The organism is Gammaproteobacteria bacterium, from assembly GCA_016705365.1.
Taxonomy (GTDB): domain Bacteria; phylum Pseudomonadota; class Gammaproteobacteria; order Pseudomonadales; family UBA5518; genus UBA5518.
Map to the genome: position 1 here is coordinate 1,454,292 of JADIYI010000008.1, position 17,131 is coordinate 1,471,422.

Genomic DNA, 17,131 nt, shown 5'->3' on the forward strand with positions numbered 1-17,131 from the left:
GCATGAACAAGCTCAACGCCTTCCTCGACCTGCACCCCCATATCGAAACCTTCGAGGTGCTGTTGCCCGATATAAACGGGCACCTGCGTGGCAAGTGGGTGAGCCGCGACAAGATGGCGAAGGTGTTCGAAGGTGGTTTCAAACTGCCGGTCTCGACCCTGGCTTTCGACATCTGGGGCCGTGATATCGGCAAGACCGTTTTTGACGACGGCGATGCGGACGGCATCTGCCTCGCGGATGCGGACTCTCTGGCGCCGGTGCCGTGGCTGGCACGTCCCGCAGGGCAGGTGCTGGTGTCGATGGGCACGGTGCATGGCGAGTGCTATGACGGTGATCCGCGCGCGGTGCTGGCGAGCGTGCTGCAGCGTTATGCCCGGCTTGGTCTGTGCCCGGTGGTGGCCACCGAGCTCGAGTTCTACCTGTTCGCGCGCGAACGCAACGCCGATGGGACGCCACGCCACTCGCAGACCGCTCCCGGCGGGCGCGAGCTGCTCGGCGGTCAGACCTATGGCATCGAGGCGATGCAGGACGTCGGTGTGCTGATGCATGCGGTGCGCGAGGCGGCCATTGCGCAGCGTATCCCGGTCGACACGCTGATCACCGAGGCCGCGCCCTCGCAGTTCGAGATCAACCTGTATCACCAGGAGGATGCGCTGCTGGCCTGCGATCAGGCGGTGATGCTCAAGCGCGCGATCAAGGGCGTGGCGCGCAACCATGGCCAGCTTGCCTCGTTCATGGCCAAACCGTTCGGTCACCTGGCCGGCAATGGCATGCATGTGCATTTCAGCCTGATCGATCGCAATGGCAACAACGTGTTCGACAATAACACCGACGAGGGCAGCGAGCTGCTGCGTCATGCGGTGGCGGGTTGCCTGGCGAGCATGCCGGAAGCGATGGCCCTGTTTGCCCCCAACCACAATTCGTGGCGCCGGTTCCGCCTCGGCTCGCACGCGCCGCACGCTCCGACCTGGGGTTACGAGAACCGCACCACGGCGGTACGGATTCCGGGTGGCTCGCGCCGTGCCATCCGTCTCGAGCACCGGGTGTGCGGGGCCGACACCAATCCCTATCTTGCCGTTGCCGGCATACTCGCCGGCGCGCTGATGGGAATCGAGCAACGGCTGCTGCCGCCGGCACCGGTGGTCGGCGATGCCTACAGCCAGTTTGCACCCGGTCTGCCGCGATTCTGGGCCGACGCGCTGCGGGCATTCGAAAGGTCGGCGTTCGTCGGCGAGTATCTCGGTGAGGAAGTGCGCCGCATCTTCCTGATGTCGAAGTGGCAGGAACTCGAGGAGTTCATGTGTCATGTACCGACCATGGAGTATGACGCTTACCTCGATCTGTAAATCACGATGTTGTCTTCATTTTATTCATGCGGAGAGTTCCAATGGTGGTGAATGGTTTGCGCGTGGCGTTGCTGCTCGTTCTTGGTTTCGCCACGCCGCTGTTGGCTGCGGATACGCTCATCAGTGCGGCGCGTCTGCTCGATGTGCGCAGCGGCAAGCTGCTCGACAGGCCGGTGCTGCTGGTCCGTGACGGACGGATCGTCGAAATCGCGCGCGACGGCGCCCGGCCCGCGGCGGCCGCGGATGCCACCGAGATCCGTCTGGATGGCATGACACTGCTGCCCGGTCTGATCGATATGCACACGCACCTCGATTCCGATCCGAGCTATGGCGGTTATAGCGGCCTGGAGTTCAGCGATCGCTTCTGGTCGGCGCTGATGGTGCCGAATGCCGGCAAGACCCTCGATGCCGGCTTTACCACGGTGCGCAACGTGGGCTCGGGCGACTGGAACGATGTGGGTCTGCGTCAGGCCATCGACGCCGGCAAGGTACGCGGTCCGCGGGTGGTGACGGCGGGCTACAGTTTCGGGTCCACCGGCGGGCACTGCGACGAAACCTTCTTTCCGCCGTCTTTCGATCGCAAGAGCCCGTTCAATGCCGACGGTCCCGACGAGGGGCGCAAGCGGGTACGCGAGTTGCGCAAGTATGGCGCTCAGGTGATCAAGATATGCGCCACCGGCGGGGTGTTTTCGCGCAATACCGAGCCGGGCCAGCAGCAGCTGAGTCTCGAGGAAATGCAGGCCATCGTCGCCGAGGCGCATATGCAGGGCCTGAAGGTCGCCGCGCACGCTCACGGTGCTTCGGGCATCAGGGATGCGATCCGCGCTGGCGTCGACACCATCGAACACGCCAGCCTGATCGATGACGAAGGCATACAGCTGGCAAAGAAACACGGTGCGTGGCTGTCGATGGATATCTACAACACCGAGTACACACAGTCCGAAGGCGCGAAGAACGGCGTGCTCGAGGACAACCTGCGCAAGGACCGCGAGATAGCGGAACTGCAGCGCGAGGGTTTTCGCAAGGCGCACGCCGCCGGTGTGAAAATGGTCTACGGCACCGATTCCGGCGTCTACCCGCATGGCGACAACGGCAAGCAATTCCGCTACATGGTGCGCTACGGCATGACCCCGCTGGAGGCCATCCGTGCCGCGACCGTGAATGCCGCCGAGGCGCTCGGGCGTGACGATGTCGGCGTGCTCGAGGCGGGGCGGTTTGCCGATATGGTGGCCGTGAACGGCGATCCGACCAGCGACGTGACCTTGCTCGAAACAATCCCGGTAGTCATCAAGGGCGGCGAGCTGAGCAGGGACACGCGCTGAAACAGTCTCCTGGCGTGGCAGCATTCCCCGTCAATGACATGGGCGAGCATTGCTTGGCCGGGTCACACGCCGCACGGACGCAATAAACGCGGGATCATTCCCGTCAGGAACAGAAAGCGGGCACCCCATGGCGCTGCAACAGCTGAGCGAGGAGCAGGTACGCACCTGGAGCCGGGCGCAGAAAGACCAGTGGTGGTTTGACAATGTTTTCCGCGGCGACATGCCGCAACTGACCCTGCGCTCGGCGAGCACGGGCTTCCTGCTCGGTGGAATACTTGCGGCAACCGCGCTCTATATTGCCGGCAAGACCGGCATCTCGATCGGTGTCGGTCTGACTTCCGTGATACTCGCGTTCGCGCTGTTTCGCGCCCTTGCCGGAATCGGGCTGGTGCAGGACCTGAGCATCCTCGAGAACAATTGCACGCAATCGATCGCGACCGCCGCCGGCTACATGGTCACGCCGCTGGTATCGAGCCTGGCGGCCTACATGCTGGTTACCGGTGTGATCGTGCCGTGGTGGCAGATGATCATCTGGACCACCACGATCTCGATTCTCGGGGTGCTGGTGGCATTTCCGATGAAACGGCGCTTCATCAACGAGGACCAGTTGCCGTTTCCGGAGGGTCGTGCCTGCGGCGTGGTGCTCGATTCGCTGTATACGGGGCACGCCGCCACCGGCATGTTCAAGGCCAGGCTGCTCGCCTTCAGTGCCGGGCTGAGCGCGATTTGCCAGCTGGTTGCCAGCGATGGCTGGATGAAGCTGCTGCAATTCAGGATCCTCGGCATGGACCGATGGGCCGGCATGGAGGAACCGTGGCATGTCATGGAGCGGCTCGATACCTATTACTACGAGGCGGCTGCGCGGTTGCATTGGTGGACACCGACCATCCTGGGCACCGATATACGCCAGCTGGGATTGCGCTTCACGCTCGATACCGCGATGCTCGGCGTCGGTGGCCTGATGGGCATCCGTATTGCAACCAGCTGCATGCTGGGCGCCTTCATCAATTTTGCGGTGCTCGCGCCGCTGATGATCCAGCACGGCGATATCAAGGCCTATACCGATTCCGCCGGGGTGCTGGTGCCGATCTCGCGCGGCGAGATCGTCAACCAGTGGTCGTTGTGGTGGGGCGTGGCGATGATGGTGGTAGGGTCGATGGTCAGCCTGTTCGCCAGGCCGGAGATATTCGTCAATGCGTTCAGGTCGATGCGCAAGCGGGAAAGGACCGGGCCCGACGTGCTCGGTCATATCGAGCTGCCGTTGTGGCTGTCCTTCGTCGGGGTGCCGGTTTTCAGCGTGCTCGGCGCCGCGGCGACGCATTATTTCTTTGGCGTGCCCTGGTTGCTCGCTTTCGTGTCCTTGCCGCTGATCTTCCTGCTCACCGTCATCTGCACCAATTCGATGGCGCTGACCTCGTGGACACCAACCGGTGCGCTGTCCAAGATCACCCAGTTCTCGATGGGTGCGATCGATCGCGCCAATCCCGCCAGCAACCTGATCCCGGCGGGGATGACCGCGGAAATCGCTTCCAATGCCGCGAACCTGCTGTCCGACATCAAGCCCGGCTACATGCTGGGTGCCAAGCCGCGGCAACAGGCGATCGGTCACGTGATCGGCATATTCGCCGGCTCGCTGTGCGCGACGCCGCTGTTTTTCCTGCTGTTCCTGCCGCCCGATGCAAACGGTGTGCGCTCGGTTTCGACGATGGTCTCGGACCAGTTCGCGATGCCGGCCGCGTTGCAGTGGAAGGGTGTTGCGGAACTGATCGCCAGGGGGCTGTCGGCGCTGCCGCAGAGCGCGGTGATCGCGATGTCGCTGGCCGCCGTCGCGGCGGTGGTGTTCGAAGTGCTGCGTATCCGCACCCGCGAGCGATTCCCGGTTTCCGCGGTGTCGGTGGGTCTGGGCGTCGTGCTGCCCCCGGAGTCCTGCCTGGCAATGTGGATGGGCGCGCTGCTTTTCTGGTGGATGGGCCGCAAGAAGCCGGCGCCCGGCACCCGTGCTCATGATTTCTGGGTGGAAGGTTGCGAACCGATCTGCGCGGGCCTGATTTCCGGCGCCGCACTGGTCGGGATCGGTAACGCGATCGTCAACGTGCTGATCTGAGCGCGGTGCCCGGAAGGGGATTGGAACAGGGTGCTTGGCACGATGGCATGCGCCCTGTTGCTGCTCGACCCGGTTTCCGAAACCCTCGACCACGGCACCGCCAGACCAGCTGTGCGGTGCCGCCCGTCAGTGACTGAGGTATCCGGTCAGCGGATCGCCACCCTGGTAGCTGCCGAGCGCATCGATGAACAGGTGGAACAGCTCCGCCTGGGAGGACACGTCGAGCTTTGCGTAGCTGTGTTTGCGATGCAGCTTGACGGTTTCCGGCGAGATGCGCAGCCGTTCGGCGATCGACTTGGTCGAGTGCCCGCGCAACAGCAGCTGGATGACCTCGACTTCGCGATCGGTCAGGAAGTCGTGACCGAAAAACTTGAGCGCGGAGTCGAGCTGGGTATTGATCGCACGGCTGACGATGGCATCGTGTGGCGCCCAGTGACGCCGCACGATAGCGGCGAACAGCGGTTCGAAATCCAGCAGACGACGGTGCTGCGCGGCGCTGATGCGTGACTGCTGTTCACGCACCCCCACTGACAGATGCACGCACATATCCGCGGTCGGCTCCAGCAGGTAGCCGATTTCGTCGCTGATGCCGGTGCGCGCATAGTGCAGGCGAAAATACTCGGAGGAGCGAAAAGCGGCTGGCGCGAGCTGTTTCAGACGATAGCATCCGGGCGCCACGCCGTCGGCGAAAGCGCGATAGAACGGGTCGAGCAGATAGGCGCCTTTCAGATACAGTTCGAGGTTGGCGGCACCTTCGAGTCCGGCGCTCTGGTCGTAGAGCAGTTCGGGTGGCTGGCCGCGGCGGTAGACCACCACCATGATGTCATTGGCCGGCACCAGCACATGCAGCAGGGAGGCAAGGCGATCGACGAGGCGGGCGTTGCCGAGATGCCCGATGACATCGGCCAGCGCCTGGCCCAGCGCGGCATTGTCGAGTCTGCCTTCGCGCACCATGATCTCCGTGAACGGGGCTTTTGCGGTATCGCGCAACGATAGTGCATTTCGCGGGGCTCGGCCATGCACCACGCGGTTGCAATGGCGGGCAAGCGTGGTCTAATGCATCGGCAGCAGTTTGCGGGAGTAGCGCAATGAGCGGGGACACGCGTCGGGAGCACGATAGTCTCGGTGTGGTCGAGGTTCCGGCAGATGCGCTGTGGGGCGCGCAGACCGAACGTTCGCGGCACAATTTCCCGATCGGAGACCAACGTTTTCCGGCGCACTTCATCGTGGCCTTTGCCCTGGTCAAGAAAGCCTGCGCGCAGGCCAATGCGGATCTCGGCAATCTCGATGCCGCGCAGGCGGCGCTGATCAGGCAGGCTTGCGACGAGATCGTCGCAGGACGCTGGGACACGCAGTTCCCGCTCAGCGTGTGGCAAACCGGCAGCGGTACCCAGACCAACATGAATCTCAACGAGGTGATCGCCAACCGGGCCAACCAGATTCGCGCGGCGGATGGCGGCACCTGCGAGCCGCTGCATCCCAACGATCACGTCAACCGGGCGCAGTCATCGAACGATGTATTCCCGACCGTGATGCATGTGGCGACGGTGCTGCGCTGCCGGGCGCGGCTCGAGCCGGCGCTGGAGCAATTGCGCAGCGCGCTGCAGGAACGTGCGATGGCGTTCGCGGGGCTGCTCAAATCGGGCCGTACGCATCATATGGACGCCACCCCGGTCAGCCTCGGGCAGGAGTTCTCGGCCTACGTGGCGCAACTCGATTTCTGTGCGGCGACCTTGCGCGAGGCGCGCGAATCGTTGCTCGCACTGGCGCTCGGCGGCACTGCGGTGGGCACCGGGCTGAACACGCCCGCCGGCTGGCGCGAGCGTGCATGCGCACGCGTCGCCGAAGCCACGGGCATGGAATTTCATCCGGCTCCCGACACCTTCATGGCGCTGGCCGCGCACGAGGCAATGCTGAAATTCAGCGCTGCGCTGCGCCTGCTGGCGAGTGCATTGCTGAAGATCGCCAACGATATCCGCCTGCTTGCGAGCGGGCCGCGCTGCGGTCTCGGGGAATTGTTGTTGCCGGCCAACGAGCCGGGCAGTTCGATCATGCCGGGCAAGGTCAATCCGACCCAGGCCGAGGCCTTGACGATGGTCGCGGTGCAGGTGATCGGCAACGATACCGCGGTCGCGATCGCCGGCAGCCAGGGCACGCTCGAGCTCAACGTCTACAAGCCGCTGATCATCCACAACGTGCTGCAGTCGCTGGAGTTGCTGGGCGATGCGAGCTCGAGTTTCGCGCTGCGTTGCGTCGCGGGGATAGAGGCCAACCGGGAACGGCTCGCGTACTACCTGGAAAACACCCTGATGCTGGCAACCGCGCTGAACCCGCATATCGGTTACGAGGCGGCGGCGCGAATCGCCCGCCATGCGCACGAAACGGGGATCTCGCTCAGACAGTCCGGACTGGAACTGGGGCTGCTGAGCGAGGAGCAATTCGATCTCTGGGTGCGGCCGCGGGACATGGTGGGGGATATCGATTGAACCGGCCTCGCGCCGCGCCTTGCTGAAGGGTATCTGGACATGCAGTTGCAACTGGCGTTCGAACTTCGCTCCCCCTCCTGCGGCGCTTCGCATCGCGAACGGTACGCCGGTGGTGTCCTGCTGCTGAACCCGTTGCTTGGTGGCATCGCACCGCGTGAGGCCTGGAAGATGTTGCGCCTGTTCGAGCGCGAGGTGTTGCCGCATCTTCCGGTCCAATGAGCGGCCGGCACTCCGTGGAGACGCAGCACGGTTGCTGCTCAGCCTCAGGGTTCCCGCGGTCGGCGCCCGTTCCACGGCCGCGCCTGCTCGAGCTGTGCGGCGAGTCTGAACAATGTGGCCTCGTCGCCGAAGCGCGCCACGAATTGCACCCCGATCGGCAGGCCCGCGGCATTGTGTTGCAGCGGCACGCTCATCGCCGGTTGACCGCTCATGTTGAAAAACATCGTATTCGCGGTGCGCTCCAGGCCGGAGGCGGCAAAATGATCCAGGGCACGCATCAGCACGGCGCGCGGCGTGAACCGCGCGATGCCGCGGATTGCGGCCTTCAGGTACAGCGGCAGATCCCATTGGCCGATCGCCGGCGGCGGGTAAGCCATGGTGGCGTCCAGAAACACATCGTGCACGGCAAAGAACGGCGCCATGGTGCGCGCGGCGCCGTGGAAATGTTGTCGTGCGACCTCGAATTCCGCGGCCGGCAGCGACTCTCCGAGCAATGCCAGGAACTGCGTGCCTGGCTCGAGTTCGCGCGCTGCGATCCTGCGGCCCTGCAGGCGGGCCATCTCGCGCACCGCGGCGGCGGTGCAGGTGGCCACCACCACCATGTAGGCATGCACCAGCACTTCGCGCTCGAGCGGTGGCGCGGCTTCCACCACCTCGTGACCGAGCGATTCGAGCAGCGCGGCGGCATCGTGCACCGCGGCAATGCAATCCGGGTGAGTGCTGCGTCCGAACAGTGAGGCGGTCGAGAACGCGATCCGCAGGCGTCCCGGATCGCGGGCGGTTTCCTCGAGACAGGAGCGTTCCATGGCCGGAGCGGAGTAGGGTGCGCCCGGATCGTCGCCGCGCGTGGCGTCGAGCAGCGCGGCGCTGTCGCGCACCGTGCGGGTCACCGCGTGGCGTACCACGAAGCCGCTCCACAGTTCGCTTTCGTCGGGCCCGAGCGGGGTGCGCGCGCGGGTGGGCTTGATGCCGAACAGACCACAGGCGGAGGCCGGAATGCGGATCGATCCGCCGCCATCGCCGGCATGCGCCATCGGCACGATGCGCGCCGCGACCGCGGCCGCCGAGCCACCCGATGAGCCGCCGGTCGAATACGCGGGATTCCAGGGGTTGCGGGCCGGACCGCGCAGCTCGCTCTCGGTGGTACCGAGCAGACCGAGTTCCGGGGTATTGGTCTTGCCGCAGATCACCAGTCCGGCGCGCTGGTAGCGCAGGAACAATTCACTGTCGCGCGGCGGCACGAAGCCAAGCAGTGCGCGGCTCGAGGCGGTGAATTCGGCTCCAGCCAGAAAGCCGTCCAGATCCTTTACCAGGAACGGCACCCCGCTGAATGGGCCGTCAGGCAAGCCGTTGACGATCGCCCTGCGTGCTCGCGCGGCGAGATCGATCACCACGGCATTGATGGCCGGGTTCCAGCGCGCCAGCCGCGCCAGGGCCAGCTCGAGCAATTGCGTCGCACTGACCTCGCGTTCGCGTACCAGTTGCGCGAGCCGGGTTGCGTCGCAGGCGATGTACTCGTCCTCGCGCATCGGTTGGCGCCCGCATCAACTCGCGGTGCCGGGTCGTGGCACCAGCCTGGTGACCTGGAACAGTGCCGGCGCGCCGGCGGTCAGCCACAGACCACCCATCATATTGATCAGGTAGATGATCACGAAATAGCTGGTGTCGTACGTGCCCGGCACCCATTTCCCCGATTGGCTGACCCAGGTCAGCAGCACCACGATGCCAAGCACATAACGCAGCAGCCGCTGCCACCATGCGCCGCCCTCGGGTGCCACCAGATAGCGTCGGCACAAGGCGATGCCGCTGCCCGCGCCAAAAAACAATCCAGCCACGCCGACCAGGTAACGATCCTGCAGCACCAGTGCGTAGACCAGCACGAACAGCAGCGAAACCGCGGCGGCGGCGGCGATCTGCACCCCGAGCGCGAGCGAGGCGAGGCGGGTGGCGATGCGCTCGGCATAGCGGATGTGGAGCAGCAGGATCAGTCCCGCCAGCGCCCAGCCTGCGAGCACATCGGTCGGAAAGTGCACGCCGAGATAGATCCGCGACAAACCGATCAGCACGATCAGTATTACCGCGAGCGCCGTGAACCAGGGGTTTGCGATCCAGTTGGCGATCAGGCCCCATTCGACCATCGTGTGCTGCGCATGTCCGCTGGGAATGCCGTAGCCGATCTCGCGATCGGGTCCGATGCGCGAATCCAGGTCGAAAGGCCGTGGCTGCGACCACAGGTCCTTCAGCGCGAAATTGACAAATGTCGACAGCAGCAGCGTGATCAGCAGGCGCGAGCCGAAGCGATAGCTCAGGCTCCAGATCAGGAACGGCACGATGAACATGTGGGCCGTGCTGCCAAGCGTGGTGATCTGGCGAAAAAAATCGTCGAGCATCGGCGTGCGGTGAGCCTGAATCTGCAGGATCAACGCGATTCCCCATTGCATGGCTGCTTCCATCGTGTGCTCCTGTTATTGCTGTTGATGGTATCGGTGGTTCAAATGCCGCGTGCCTTGCGTACCTGTTCCCAGGCATTCTGGATTTCCTGGGTGCGTTCGGTTGCCATCTTGACCATGTCCTCGGGCATGCCCTCGGCGATCAGCTTGTCGGGATGATACTGGCTCATCAGACGTCGCCACGCCTGTTTCACGTCGCGGTCGCTGGCGCTCTCCTCGACCCCGAGCGCGGCGTAGGCGTCGGCCAGCGAACTCGCGCCGCTTCCCGTGCCCGGCGCGCCGGAGAAATGCTCCTGGGCGCTGAACATGCGCAACAGCTGCTCGAATGCCGCCGGCGAAAAGCCAACGCGCGCGGCGATCTGCGCCAGCAGATCGTGCTCGGACGTGGACATCGTGCCATCGGCAATCGCGGTGCTGAACAGGAACACCAGCAGCATCTGGCGCAGGCTGGGGTGGCTGCCGCAACTCGTCATGAACACGCCGAGTTGCGCCTCGATATCGAAACCTTCCGCCGAACCCTGCTTGAAGAGCGCGATCGCTTCCTGGCGATGATCCGCGCCCAGGCCCATGCGCGCCATCAGCTGTTCGGTGACCGCGATCTCCTGCTCGCTGATACGCCCGTCACACTTCGCAACATGTCCCATCAGCATGAAGGTGGTCTGGAAGAAGGTGCCTCGCGTGCCCTCCAGCGCGGGCCCGATCAGCTGGCGCACAATATGGGTCTTGTCCGCGACATGACCAAGCAGCAGGCCGATCATCAGGCCCACCGGGCCGAGCACCAACCAGCCGATCGCGCCGCCAATGAGTTTTCCGAGCCAGGGGGGTCGTTGCATGCGTTTTGCGTTCCGCTGGGGGCGTCATCCCGGTTGCGAAGCGCCAGGCGAGCACCGCTTCGGTATTGCATCAGATGCGACAGTGTAAAGGATCGACCGGCATGCCGAAACGCGAGGTCTGCAAATTACAGTGCCTTAACGTACCGCGGGATACAATTGCGCTTAGCATGGAGCGCTCGGGGTTTGCACAGGCAGGAGGTGCGTTATGGGATTTTCCGGAAAAGTCGTCATCGTGACGGGCGGTGGCAGTGGCATGGGCAGGCTCGCCTGCCGGATGATGAGCGCTCGCGGTGCCCGTGTTGCGGCATTCGATGTCAACGAGGAGGGCTTGGCCGAGACCGCCTCCACGGATCCGAGCATTCATGCGCGACGGGTCGATGTCACCGATGCGGCCGCGGTGTCCGCGGCGGTACGCGAGGTGTCGAGCTCGCTGGGGCCGGTTCACCGGGTATACAACGCGGCCGCGATCATGCCCTTTGGCCGGTTGATCGAGCAGGACAACGCCACCATCCACCGTGTGATGGCGATCAACTACGGCGGGCTGGTCAATATTGCGCAGGCAACCGTGCCGGACATGGTCAAGCGCGGGGAGGGGGATTTCATCAGCTTCTCGTCAATGTCGGGAATCATTCCGACGCTGCTGACGGGAGCCTACAACGCATCCAAATTCGCGGTTTCCGCTTTCAGCGAGATTCTCTACCATGAGAACCGCGCCAGCGGGGTGCGCTTTGCCTGTGTGTGTCCGCCACCGGTGGCCACGCCCTTGCTGAAGCAGGGGTGGGATACCGTGATGCCGAAAACGGTGTCCAATATGCCGCCACTCGAGCCGCAGGTAGTGCTCGACAGCATCGAGGTCGCGCTCGCGAAGGGCGAGTTCTGGGTTTTCCCCGGCAAGGGCACGCGCTTTGGATATATCATGCGGCGCCTGTTTCCCGATCTGATCTGGAAAGACGTGCACAAGAACGAAGGATTCTGAGAACCAGCGGAGGAACGCGATGAAAAACGCACTGCAAGGCAAGCGCATCCTGATCACCGGCCCGACCGGGCAGGTCGCACGACCACTGGTGGCGGCACTTGCGCCACACAACGAGATCCATGCGCTGGCGCGATTCAGCAAGGCCGAGGACAAGGCCTCGATCGAGGCGCTGGGTGCGCACTGCATCACGGCCGATCTTGCCGGTGATTCGCTGGATGCGGTACCCGCCGGTCTCGACTACGTGCTGAACCTCGCGGTGGTCAAGAGCGGGGATTTCGCCTACGACCTGCGCGCCAATGCCGAGGGCGTGGGACGCTTGATGCTGCGCTGTCGCGATGTGAAAGCCTTTCTGCATTTTTCGTCGACGGCGGTCTACGAGTATGCCGGCCATGCGCCGCGGAGCGAGGACGCACCGCTCGGCGACAACCATCGCGCGATGTTCCCGACCTACAGCATCGCCAAGATCGCCGCGGAAACGGTGGCGCGCTTCACCGCGCACGAGTTCGGCATTCCCACGACCATCGCGCGTCTCAGCGTGCCCTACGGCAACAACGGTGGCTGGCCGTTCTACCATCTGCAGATGATGCAGCACGGGGTGCCGATCGATATCCACCCCGAGCGGCCCAATGTCTACAACCCGCTGCACGAGCGCGATTGCCTGGCCAAGATCCCGGCGCTGCTGAAGGCGGCCACGACCGAGGTCACCACCGTGAACTTCGGCGGATCGCAGGCAGTCAGCATCGAGGAGTGGTGCGCCTACCTGCAGGAACTGAGCGGCTTCAAGCCGGTGTTTCGCGAGGATCCCAAGGCCTTCGGCAGCCTGCAGATCGATACCACCCGGCTGCACGCGATTGCCGGTCCCACCGAGGTGGACTGGAAACAGGGCATCCGGGAAATGGTGCAGACGCTGGCCCCGCAGTTGCTGAAAAGCCCGGAGGGTACGGATGAGCGATGATTCCGCGCTTGCCTGCCAGGCGCATATCGTCGAGATGCACCATGCGCGGAATCCGCAGATCAGCGTGCTGGATGCCACGCACGCGGAGGTGATCTGGGCGAGGGCATGGCGGGGGTCGTTCAAATCCGGACTGCACCGTATCGCTGTCTTGGCTTGCGAGGGGGACGCAGTTGGCTGGACTCACCTCGGTGTTGCCCCAAGTTTCGATCCTTCCAATGTCGGGTGTCAAAGAAACGCCGCAAAACGCTCGGAGTAAAATCGATACCGTTGAGCGATATCTTCCGGATCGAGGCCAAAGAAACCGGGGGAGACCGGGTGTGGCCGCCGGGGAGTGCCTTCCTGCCACTGCTTGATTCGGGCCGTCAGGCCATCATCGTAATCCCACCCGAGTTTCTCATACAAAGGCCGGATCTGTTCGGCGGGATCAATGACCTGCCGTTTGTGGGAGATGTCGAAGAAACGCGCTTCACCCACGCGATCGCGGAATGCCAGTGCTCTCTCCAGACCCAGGGCCCAATACTCCTGCTGTCTTTTGCCGTGAGCCTCGGGCTGCGGATTCAGGACATGGGCGCGACGAATTTCGTAGAGTAGCGAGCACACCGAGGCCAAGGCCTTGGCTGGATCGCGGTGCGTCATGATGAACCGGGCATCGGGATAAACCTCATCGATCGCGTCCATGCTGAACAAGTGCTCCGGGGTGCGCAGCGACCAGCGCCGCGGCGGACAGTGCCACTGCAGCAACTTGAGCACCCGTCGATGATAGCGATAGCCGGAGAGCAGAACGTCTTTCGAATGGACCAGCCACTCGACATAGGACGGCACATTGATAATCGCATCAAATCCATATGCCGAGAATGCATACGATTTGATGATGTAGCATTCTTCGGGTCCGGTGACACTGCGCGGCAGCATGTTGACGAGTTCAGGCACCATTGCCTCGAGACCGTCTGATTCGCGTTGCGCAACAGCAATACGGGGATCGTTGTGTTCAGTGGCGGATTCTGGTGGAGGACAAGGATGGTATGCCTCCCAATTACGCAGTACGCGCGTTTCGGGATCTTGCGCCATGATGAATCCCAGTGCCGTGGTACCGGTTCGCGGCAGGCTGGCGGTGAAAACAGGTGCCACGATCTGTTCGTCGTCTATTTCCGGATGGCGTGCGTACCAACTTTCTATTTCCAGCCGGTTGACCAGCTGAGTCAGCAGCATTTCCGGAACCGCCTGCTCGCCGATCGGAGACAACTCGCATTCGCGATTGATCGAGTCCACCAGGCGCGAGAGCGGTTCCAGGAAATCCTCTTCACCGAAATCGCTCAGCCCGGAGCGCTCGCGCGCTTGATCCAATAGCTTGCCGGTCTCGATCATGCTGTTCTCCCGATTTGCCGCTGCACGGATTACTTTTCAAGTGCGAAGCTTTTCAGCCTGCACTTCCTGCCAACATCTATTGCTGGTGCACCAGGCGACGCTCGAAGGTCCTGGCACGAGTGTTCATCTCCCTGGCACGCTGCACCGGCGTCAATCGTGGCATGTCCCTGGGCAGTATCCGGTCCAGGTCGGCCAGCTTGACCAGCTTCACTTCCCGTACCAAATCATCCCCACTGGAGGGAAGTTCCGGGAAATTCATCCAGCGCACGAAGTAGTTACCGATGTCCAGGCCACCGGTATCCAGCCAGTTGGCGACACCGGGGTCCGTGGCGCAGATCACGTAGGTATAACTTCCGTCCGCGTTCGGACGAGTCTGGTTGCCGTTGAGGCTGCCCGTGTGACGGATGTGTTCACAAGAGATGCTCCACGGATTCGTGACGACAAAGCCGGTATAGCGAGCGCCCGATGGATGGATGGTTATCAGCAGCGCCTCGTCTGGACCCAGCCGGTAATTGCCGAAGCTCGCATAGCCCCAGCCGCCACCTCTGGATTGTGGCGTCGGCAGCAGGTTGGGCGGGTTGTTGGGCCCGAAGAAGTGATTCGCCTTCAGCCAGAAAGGTACGTCAACTTTCAATCGCTGAATTATCTGCGCCGCAAGATCAGCGCCAGTCGGAACCACCCGTTTCGATGGTTGATCCGTGCGGCGAATCTCCAGCCAGTCCGGTGTCTCGGTCGCCCAGTCGGACAGCACGGAACGTATCAGCAGCGCACACGCGTCCTGTTGAGTCTGGATATGGTTGGCGCGGCCACGGGCTGGTGCGGGGTCCAGGGTGATCGTATAGCTGCCGTCGGGCGCAACCTGCAAACTGTCGTCGAACAAGCCACCCAAGGCCGTGTCGAATTTTTCGCGGGAAGAAGAGCGCGACGGCACGCCGGGAATGACGAGGCCGTAGGCATTGTCATGATACAGCTGAAAGGAAAGCGCGGCCTGGCGAACACTTCCGGCACGACCGTGTATTTCATAACGTCCGAGTGGATCCAGACTGGCAGCGCGTATTGCGCAATCCGGATTGTCGTTGAAATAGCGCGCCCCGCCGATGCCGTGACCGAACCAGCTGTGCGGAGGACTTTCAATCCAGATGATGCGGGGTGTCGAAACATCACTCAGGATCGTGTCGTAGATCGCGGTCAGGACGCACTCATCCACGGCTTGGTCCAGTGTCCTGCTGCCGGCAGGGGTCATGGCGACCGGATCCGCCAGAAACAGGGCTTTGGCTTGCAGATGAGCCAGCTTGATATCGGGGCGCTGCAGCAGGCCCAAGGCGGTACGCTCCACCTCGGCCTGATGCGCGGTGGCCAAGGGACTGTGGGATGCAGAAAGACCCTGGGAACTCATGATTTCTCCTGTTTTGTGCACATTCTGCTACGCATGCGATAGCTCCCTGGCCATTTCAATACCCGCGATACGGCCGAAGGCTTGCGAAGTGCTGGTGCTGGTGCCGCCCCGGTAGTACTCACCACAGATCATGGCAGCCGTCACCCCCGCGGCGTAGAGCCCCGCAATGACTTTGCCTTCCGTATTCAACACCTGGGTTTTCGCGTTGATACGCAAACCGCCGGGCGTCAACGTGAAGACATCTTTCACCGAGAGCGTAACGGCGCAGAAGGGAGGCACCTTGATTTCCTGGATCTGAGTGGGATCCTTCTGAAACTCGGGATCCGCACCGTTCGCCGCATGCCTGTTGTAGGTGGCCAGTGTTTCATGCAGACAAACCGGATCGATATGAATATTCCGGGCCAGTTCCTCGATCGTCGCCCCGCTTGTGATCGTCATCGTCGATCGGGCCTCCGCGGGAATGGTGCCCATGATCGTCTGGTCGACGATGAGGTATACCTGCGGGTAGATTCGCTCGTGGACGAATTTGCCAAAATGCGGGCCATCAGCGGTCTCGGCGACGTAACGGCGACCGGACTGATTGACGGCGATACCTTTCACCAGGGCATCCGTTCCCTTGCGATAGGTGAGGAGAAGCTCGACGACGCTGGTGCTCAGACCCAGCAAGTCCGCGCCAACAGCCTGTCCCATCCTGATGCCCATCCCCAGGTCCATCGGGTTGGTAGCCTGGATGGTGCCCAGGGCGTTCGGCGCGTATTGGGTCACCATATCCGCATTGGCGCCATATCCACCCGTGGCGAGCAGCACGGCCTTGCCGGCCTTGTAACATTTCTCAGACCCATCTTTTTGAGTGGCGGCGATGCCGATGACACGGCTGTTGTCGTCGACGATCAGCCGCGTGGCTCGGGTATCAAGCAGCACTCGAACGCCGGCGTCCGCGACGGCCGCGTTGATCTTCGCCCAGTAGGCCGCGGCGCCGCCGTAAATAATATGCGTGTGCGGCACGGGCGGTGTGATCGCGGCTACCTCGGGGGCGCTTTCGCCGATGATCATCAGGAGACCTGTCTTCTCCGGATCCGCAGGGTGCATGTGGTAGCCCGGAATGTAACCTTCCTTGAACACCACACCGATACTCTCGACAAAGTCAAAGAGATCCTTGGCGCTGTTGGCAAACGCCCTGACCAGCTCATCAGGCACTCGGGGAATAGCCGACGCCTTCAGGTATTTGTAGAAGTCATCCGCAGTCTCATTGAAGCCGTTGAGCTTCTGAATACGTGTCCCGCCGCCAACAGTGAAAGCACCCTCATTGATCGCCGAGCTACCGCCGCCGTGAGCCTGCGCCTCGAGGATGATCACTTTCGCACCAGCCCTTGCCGCAAAGACGGCAGCTGTCGCCCCCGCACCACCATACCCGACGATCACAACGTCAGCCGTCTCTTCCCACGACACCGGCGGCGTCGAAATGCAGGGCTCCGCAGCCCTCGCCTGCCCTATACCCACCATTCCCACGGCAACGCCGCCGGATTTGACAAAGCCCCGGCGGGACAGGCCGCCCTTGGCTATGTGCTCATCTCGATTGCTGCTCATCATTCGTGTCCGGTCAAAGAATCGAATACGTCATCGCGCACGGTCAAAGCGAGAGACCACACCCTGGCAACGACTGCCGGCTTGCTCCGCTC

At 63.0% G+C, this 17,131-nt stretch carries 14 protein-coding genes; 7 read left to right on the forward strand and 7 right to left on the reverse strand.

Features of this window, described 5'->3' with window-relative positions:
* The first annotated feature begins 2 nt into the window (after nucleotides 1–2).
* The 3 genes from IPF49_14320 to IPF49_14330 all read left to right on the forward strand — a co-directional run bounded on the left by IPF49_14320 (nucleotide 3) and on the right by IPF49_14330 (nucleotide 4,772).
* Nucleotides 3–1,346 (forward strand): glutamine synthetase, encoded by a 1,344-nt coding sequence (locus tag IPF49_14320; GenBank protein MBK6288779.1) that lies wholly within the window; start codon nucleotides 3–5, stop codon nucleotides 1,344–1,346.
* Nucleotides 1,347–1,387: 41 nt separating this feature from the next.
* On the forward strand, nucleotides 1,388–2,668 hold the full coding sequence (locus tag IPF49_14325) for an amidohydrolase family protein (protein MBK6288780.1): 1,281 nt from the start codon (nucleotides 1,388–1,390) through the stop codon (nucleotides 2,666–2,668).
* A 127-nt stretch (nucleotides 2,669–2,795) separates the two neighbouring features.
* A complete protein-coding gene (locus tag IPF49_14330; GenBank protein MBK6288781.1) occupies nucleotides 2,796–4,772 on the forward strand; it encodes an OPT/YSL family transporter in 1,977 nt (658 codons plus the stop codon).
* A 126-nt stretch (nucleotides 4,773–4,898) separates the two neighbouring features.
* Here IPF49_14330 and IPF49_14335 read toward each other — a convergent pair whose 3' ends face one another.
* The gene (locus IPF49_14335) at nucleotides 4,899–5,762 is read right to left on the reverse strand and encodes a LuxR family transcriptional regulator (GenBank protein MBK6288782.1); all 864 of its coding nucleotides are present in this window, start codon (nucleotides 5,760–5,762) and stop codon (nucleotides 4,899–4,901) included.
* A gap of 98 nt (nucleotides 5,763–5,860) precedes the next feature.
* Here IPF49_14335 and fumC point away from each other — a divergent pair, with 98 nt between their 5' ends.
* Together fumC and IPF49_14345 are read left to right on the forward strand one after the other, a co-directional pair.
* Entirely contained in the window at nucleotides 5,861–7,258 is a 1,398-nt protein-coding gene (fumC, locus tag IPF49_14340) for a class II fumarate hydratase (GenBank protein ID MBK6288783.1), read from the forward strand.
* 39 nt (nucleotides 7,259–7,297) lie between these two features.
* A complete protein-coding gene (locus IPF49_14345; protein ID MBK6288784.1) occupies nucleotides 7,298–7,477 on the forward strand; it encodes a hypothetical protein in 180 nt (59 codons plus the stop codon).
* Nucleotides 7,478–7,521: 44 nt separating this feature from the next.
* On the opposite strand, the gene IPF49_14350 is transcribed toward IPF49_14345, so the two are convergent.
* The 3 genes from IPF49_14350 to djlA are packed head-to-tail and all read right to left on the reverse strand — an operon-like array spanning nucleotide 7,522 to nucleotide 10,760.
* Nucleotides 7,522–9,006 carry an amidase gene (locus IPF49_14350; protein MBK6288785.1) on the reverse strand — a complete coding sequence of 495 codons (1,485 nt, stop codon included), beginning with the start codon at nucleotides 9,004–9,006 and terminating at the stop codon, nucleotides 7,522–7,524.
* A gap of 15 nt (nucleotides 9,007–9,021) precedes the next feature.
* The gene (locus IPF49_14355; protein ID MBK6288786.1) at nucleotides 9,022–9,930 is read right to left on the reverse strand and encodes a phosphatase PAP2 family protein; all 909 of its coding nucleotides are present in this window, start codon (nucleotides 9,928–9,930) and stop codon (nucleotides 9,022–9,024) included.
* A 38-nt stretch (nucleotides 9,931–9,968) separates the two neighbouring features.
* Nucleotides 9,969–10,760: a co-chaperone DjlA gene (djlA, locus tag IPF49_14360; protein MBK6288787.1), complete on the reverse strand. Its 792-nt coding sequence runs from the start codon at nucleotides 10,758–10,760 to the stop codon at nucleotides 9,969–9,971.
* 205 nt (nucleotides 10,761–10,965) lie between these two features.
* On the opposite strand from djlA, the gene IPF49_14365 reads away from it, so the two are divergent.
* Together IPF49_14365 and IPF49_14370 are read left to right on the forward strand one after the other, a co-directional pair.
* Nucleotides 10,966–11,736, forward strand: coding sequence for an SDR family oxidoreductase (locus IPF49_14365; GenBank protein ID MBK6288788.1), 771 nt, complete (start codon nucleotides 10,966–10,968; stop codon nucleotides 11,734–11,736).
* Nucleotides 11,737–11,755: 19 nt separating this feature from the next.
* Nucleotides 11,756–12,691, forward strand: coding sequence for an NAD(P)-dependent oxidoreductase (locus tag IPF49_14370; protein ID MBK6288789.1), 936 nt, complete (start codon nucleotides 11,756–11,758; stop codon nucleotides 12,689–12,691).
* Nucleotides 12,692–12,916: 225 nt separating this feature from the next.
* On the opposite strand, the gene IPF49_14375 is transcribed toward IPF49_14370, so the two are convergent.
* From IPF49_14375 to IPF49_14385, 3 genes are all read right to left on the reverse strand, one after another.
* Nucleotides 12,917–14,056 (reverse strand): sulfotransferase, encoded by a 1,140-nt coding sequence (locus tag IPF49_14375; protein ID MBK6288790.1) that lies wholly within the window; start codon nucleotides 14,054–14,056, stop codon nucleotides 12,917–12,919.
* A 76-nt stretch (nucleotides 14,057–14,132) separates the two neighbouring features.
* A complete protein-coding gene (locus IPF49_14380) occupies nucleotides 14,133–15,377 on the reverse strand; it encodes a DUF1214 domain-containing protein (protein MBK6288791.1) in 1,245 nt (414 codons plus the stop codon).
* Between the two features lie 102 nt (nucleotides 15,378–15,479).
* Nucleotides 15,480–17,042, reverse strand: a complete 1,563-nt coding sequence (locus IPF49_14385) for an FAD-dependent oxidoreductase (GenBank protein MBK6288792.1) — start codon at nucleotides 17,040–17,042, stop codon at nucleotides 15,480–15,482.
* Nucleotides 17,043–17,131 lie beyond the last annotated feature (89 nt).

Coding starts and splice junctions, on each gene's coding strand:
- IPF49_14320 (MBK6288779.1), top strand. CDS start 3: ATGAACAAGCTCAACGCCTTCCTCGACCTGCACCCCCATATCGAAACC.
- IPF49_14325 (MBK6288780.1), top strand. CDS start 1,388: ATGGTGGTGAATGGTTTGCGCGTGGCGTTGCTGCTCGTTCTTGGTTTC.
- IPF49_14330 (MBK6288781.1), top strand. CDS start 2,796: ATGGCGCTGCAACAGCTGAGCGAGGAGCAGGTACGCACCTGGAGCCGG.
- fumC (MBK6288783.1), top strand. CDS start 5,861: ATGAGCGGGGACACGCGTCGGGAGCACGATAGTCTCGGTGTGGTCGAG.
- IPF49_14345 (MBK6288784.1), top strand. CDS start 7,298: ATGCAGTTGCAACTGGCGTTCGAACTTCGCTCCCCCTCCTGCGGCGCT.
- IPF49_14350 (MBK6288785.1), bottom strand. CDS start 9,006: ATGCGCGAGGACGAGTACATCGCCTGCGACGCAACCCGGCTCGCGCAA.
- IPF49_14355 (MBK6288786.1), bottom strand. CDS start 9,930: ATGGAAGCAGCCATGCAATGGGGAATCGCGTTGATCCTGCAGATTCAG.
- djlA (MBK6288787.1), bottom strand. CDS start 10,760: ATGCAACGACCCCCCTGGCTCGGAAAACTCATTGGCGGCGCGATCGGC.
- IPF49_14365 (MBK6288788.1), top strand. CDS start 10,966: ATGGGATTTTCCGGAAAAGTCGTCATCGTGACGGGCGGTGGCAGTGGC.
- IPF49_14370 (MBK6288789.1), top strand. CDS start 11,756: ATGAAAAACGCACTGCAAGGCAAGCGCATCCTGATCACCGGCCCGACC.
- IPF49_14375 (MBK6288790.1), bottom strand. CDS start 14,056: ATGATCGAGACCGGCAAGCTATTGGATCAAGCGCGCGAGCGCTCCGGG.
- IPF49_14385 (MBK6288792.1), bottom strand. CDS start 17,042: ATGATGAGCAGCAATCGAGATGAGCACATAGCCAAGGGCGGCCTGTCC.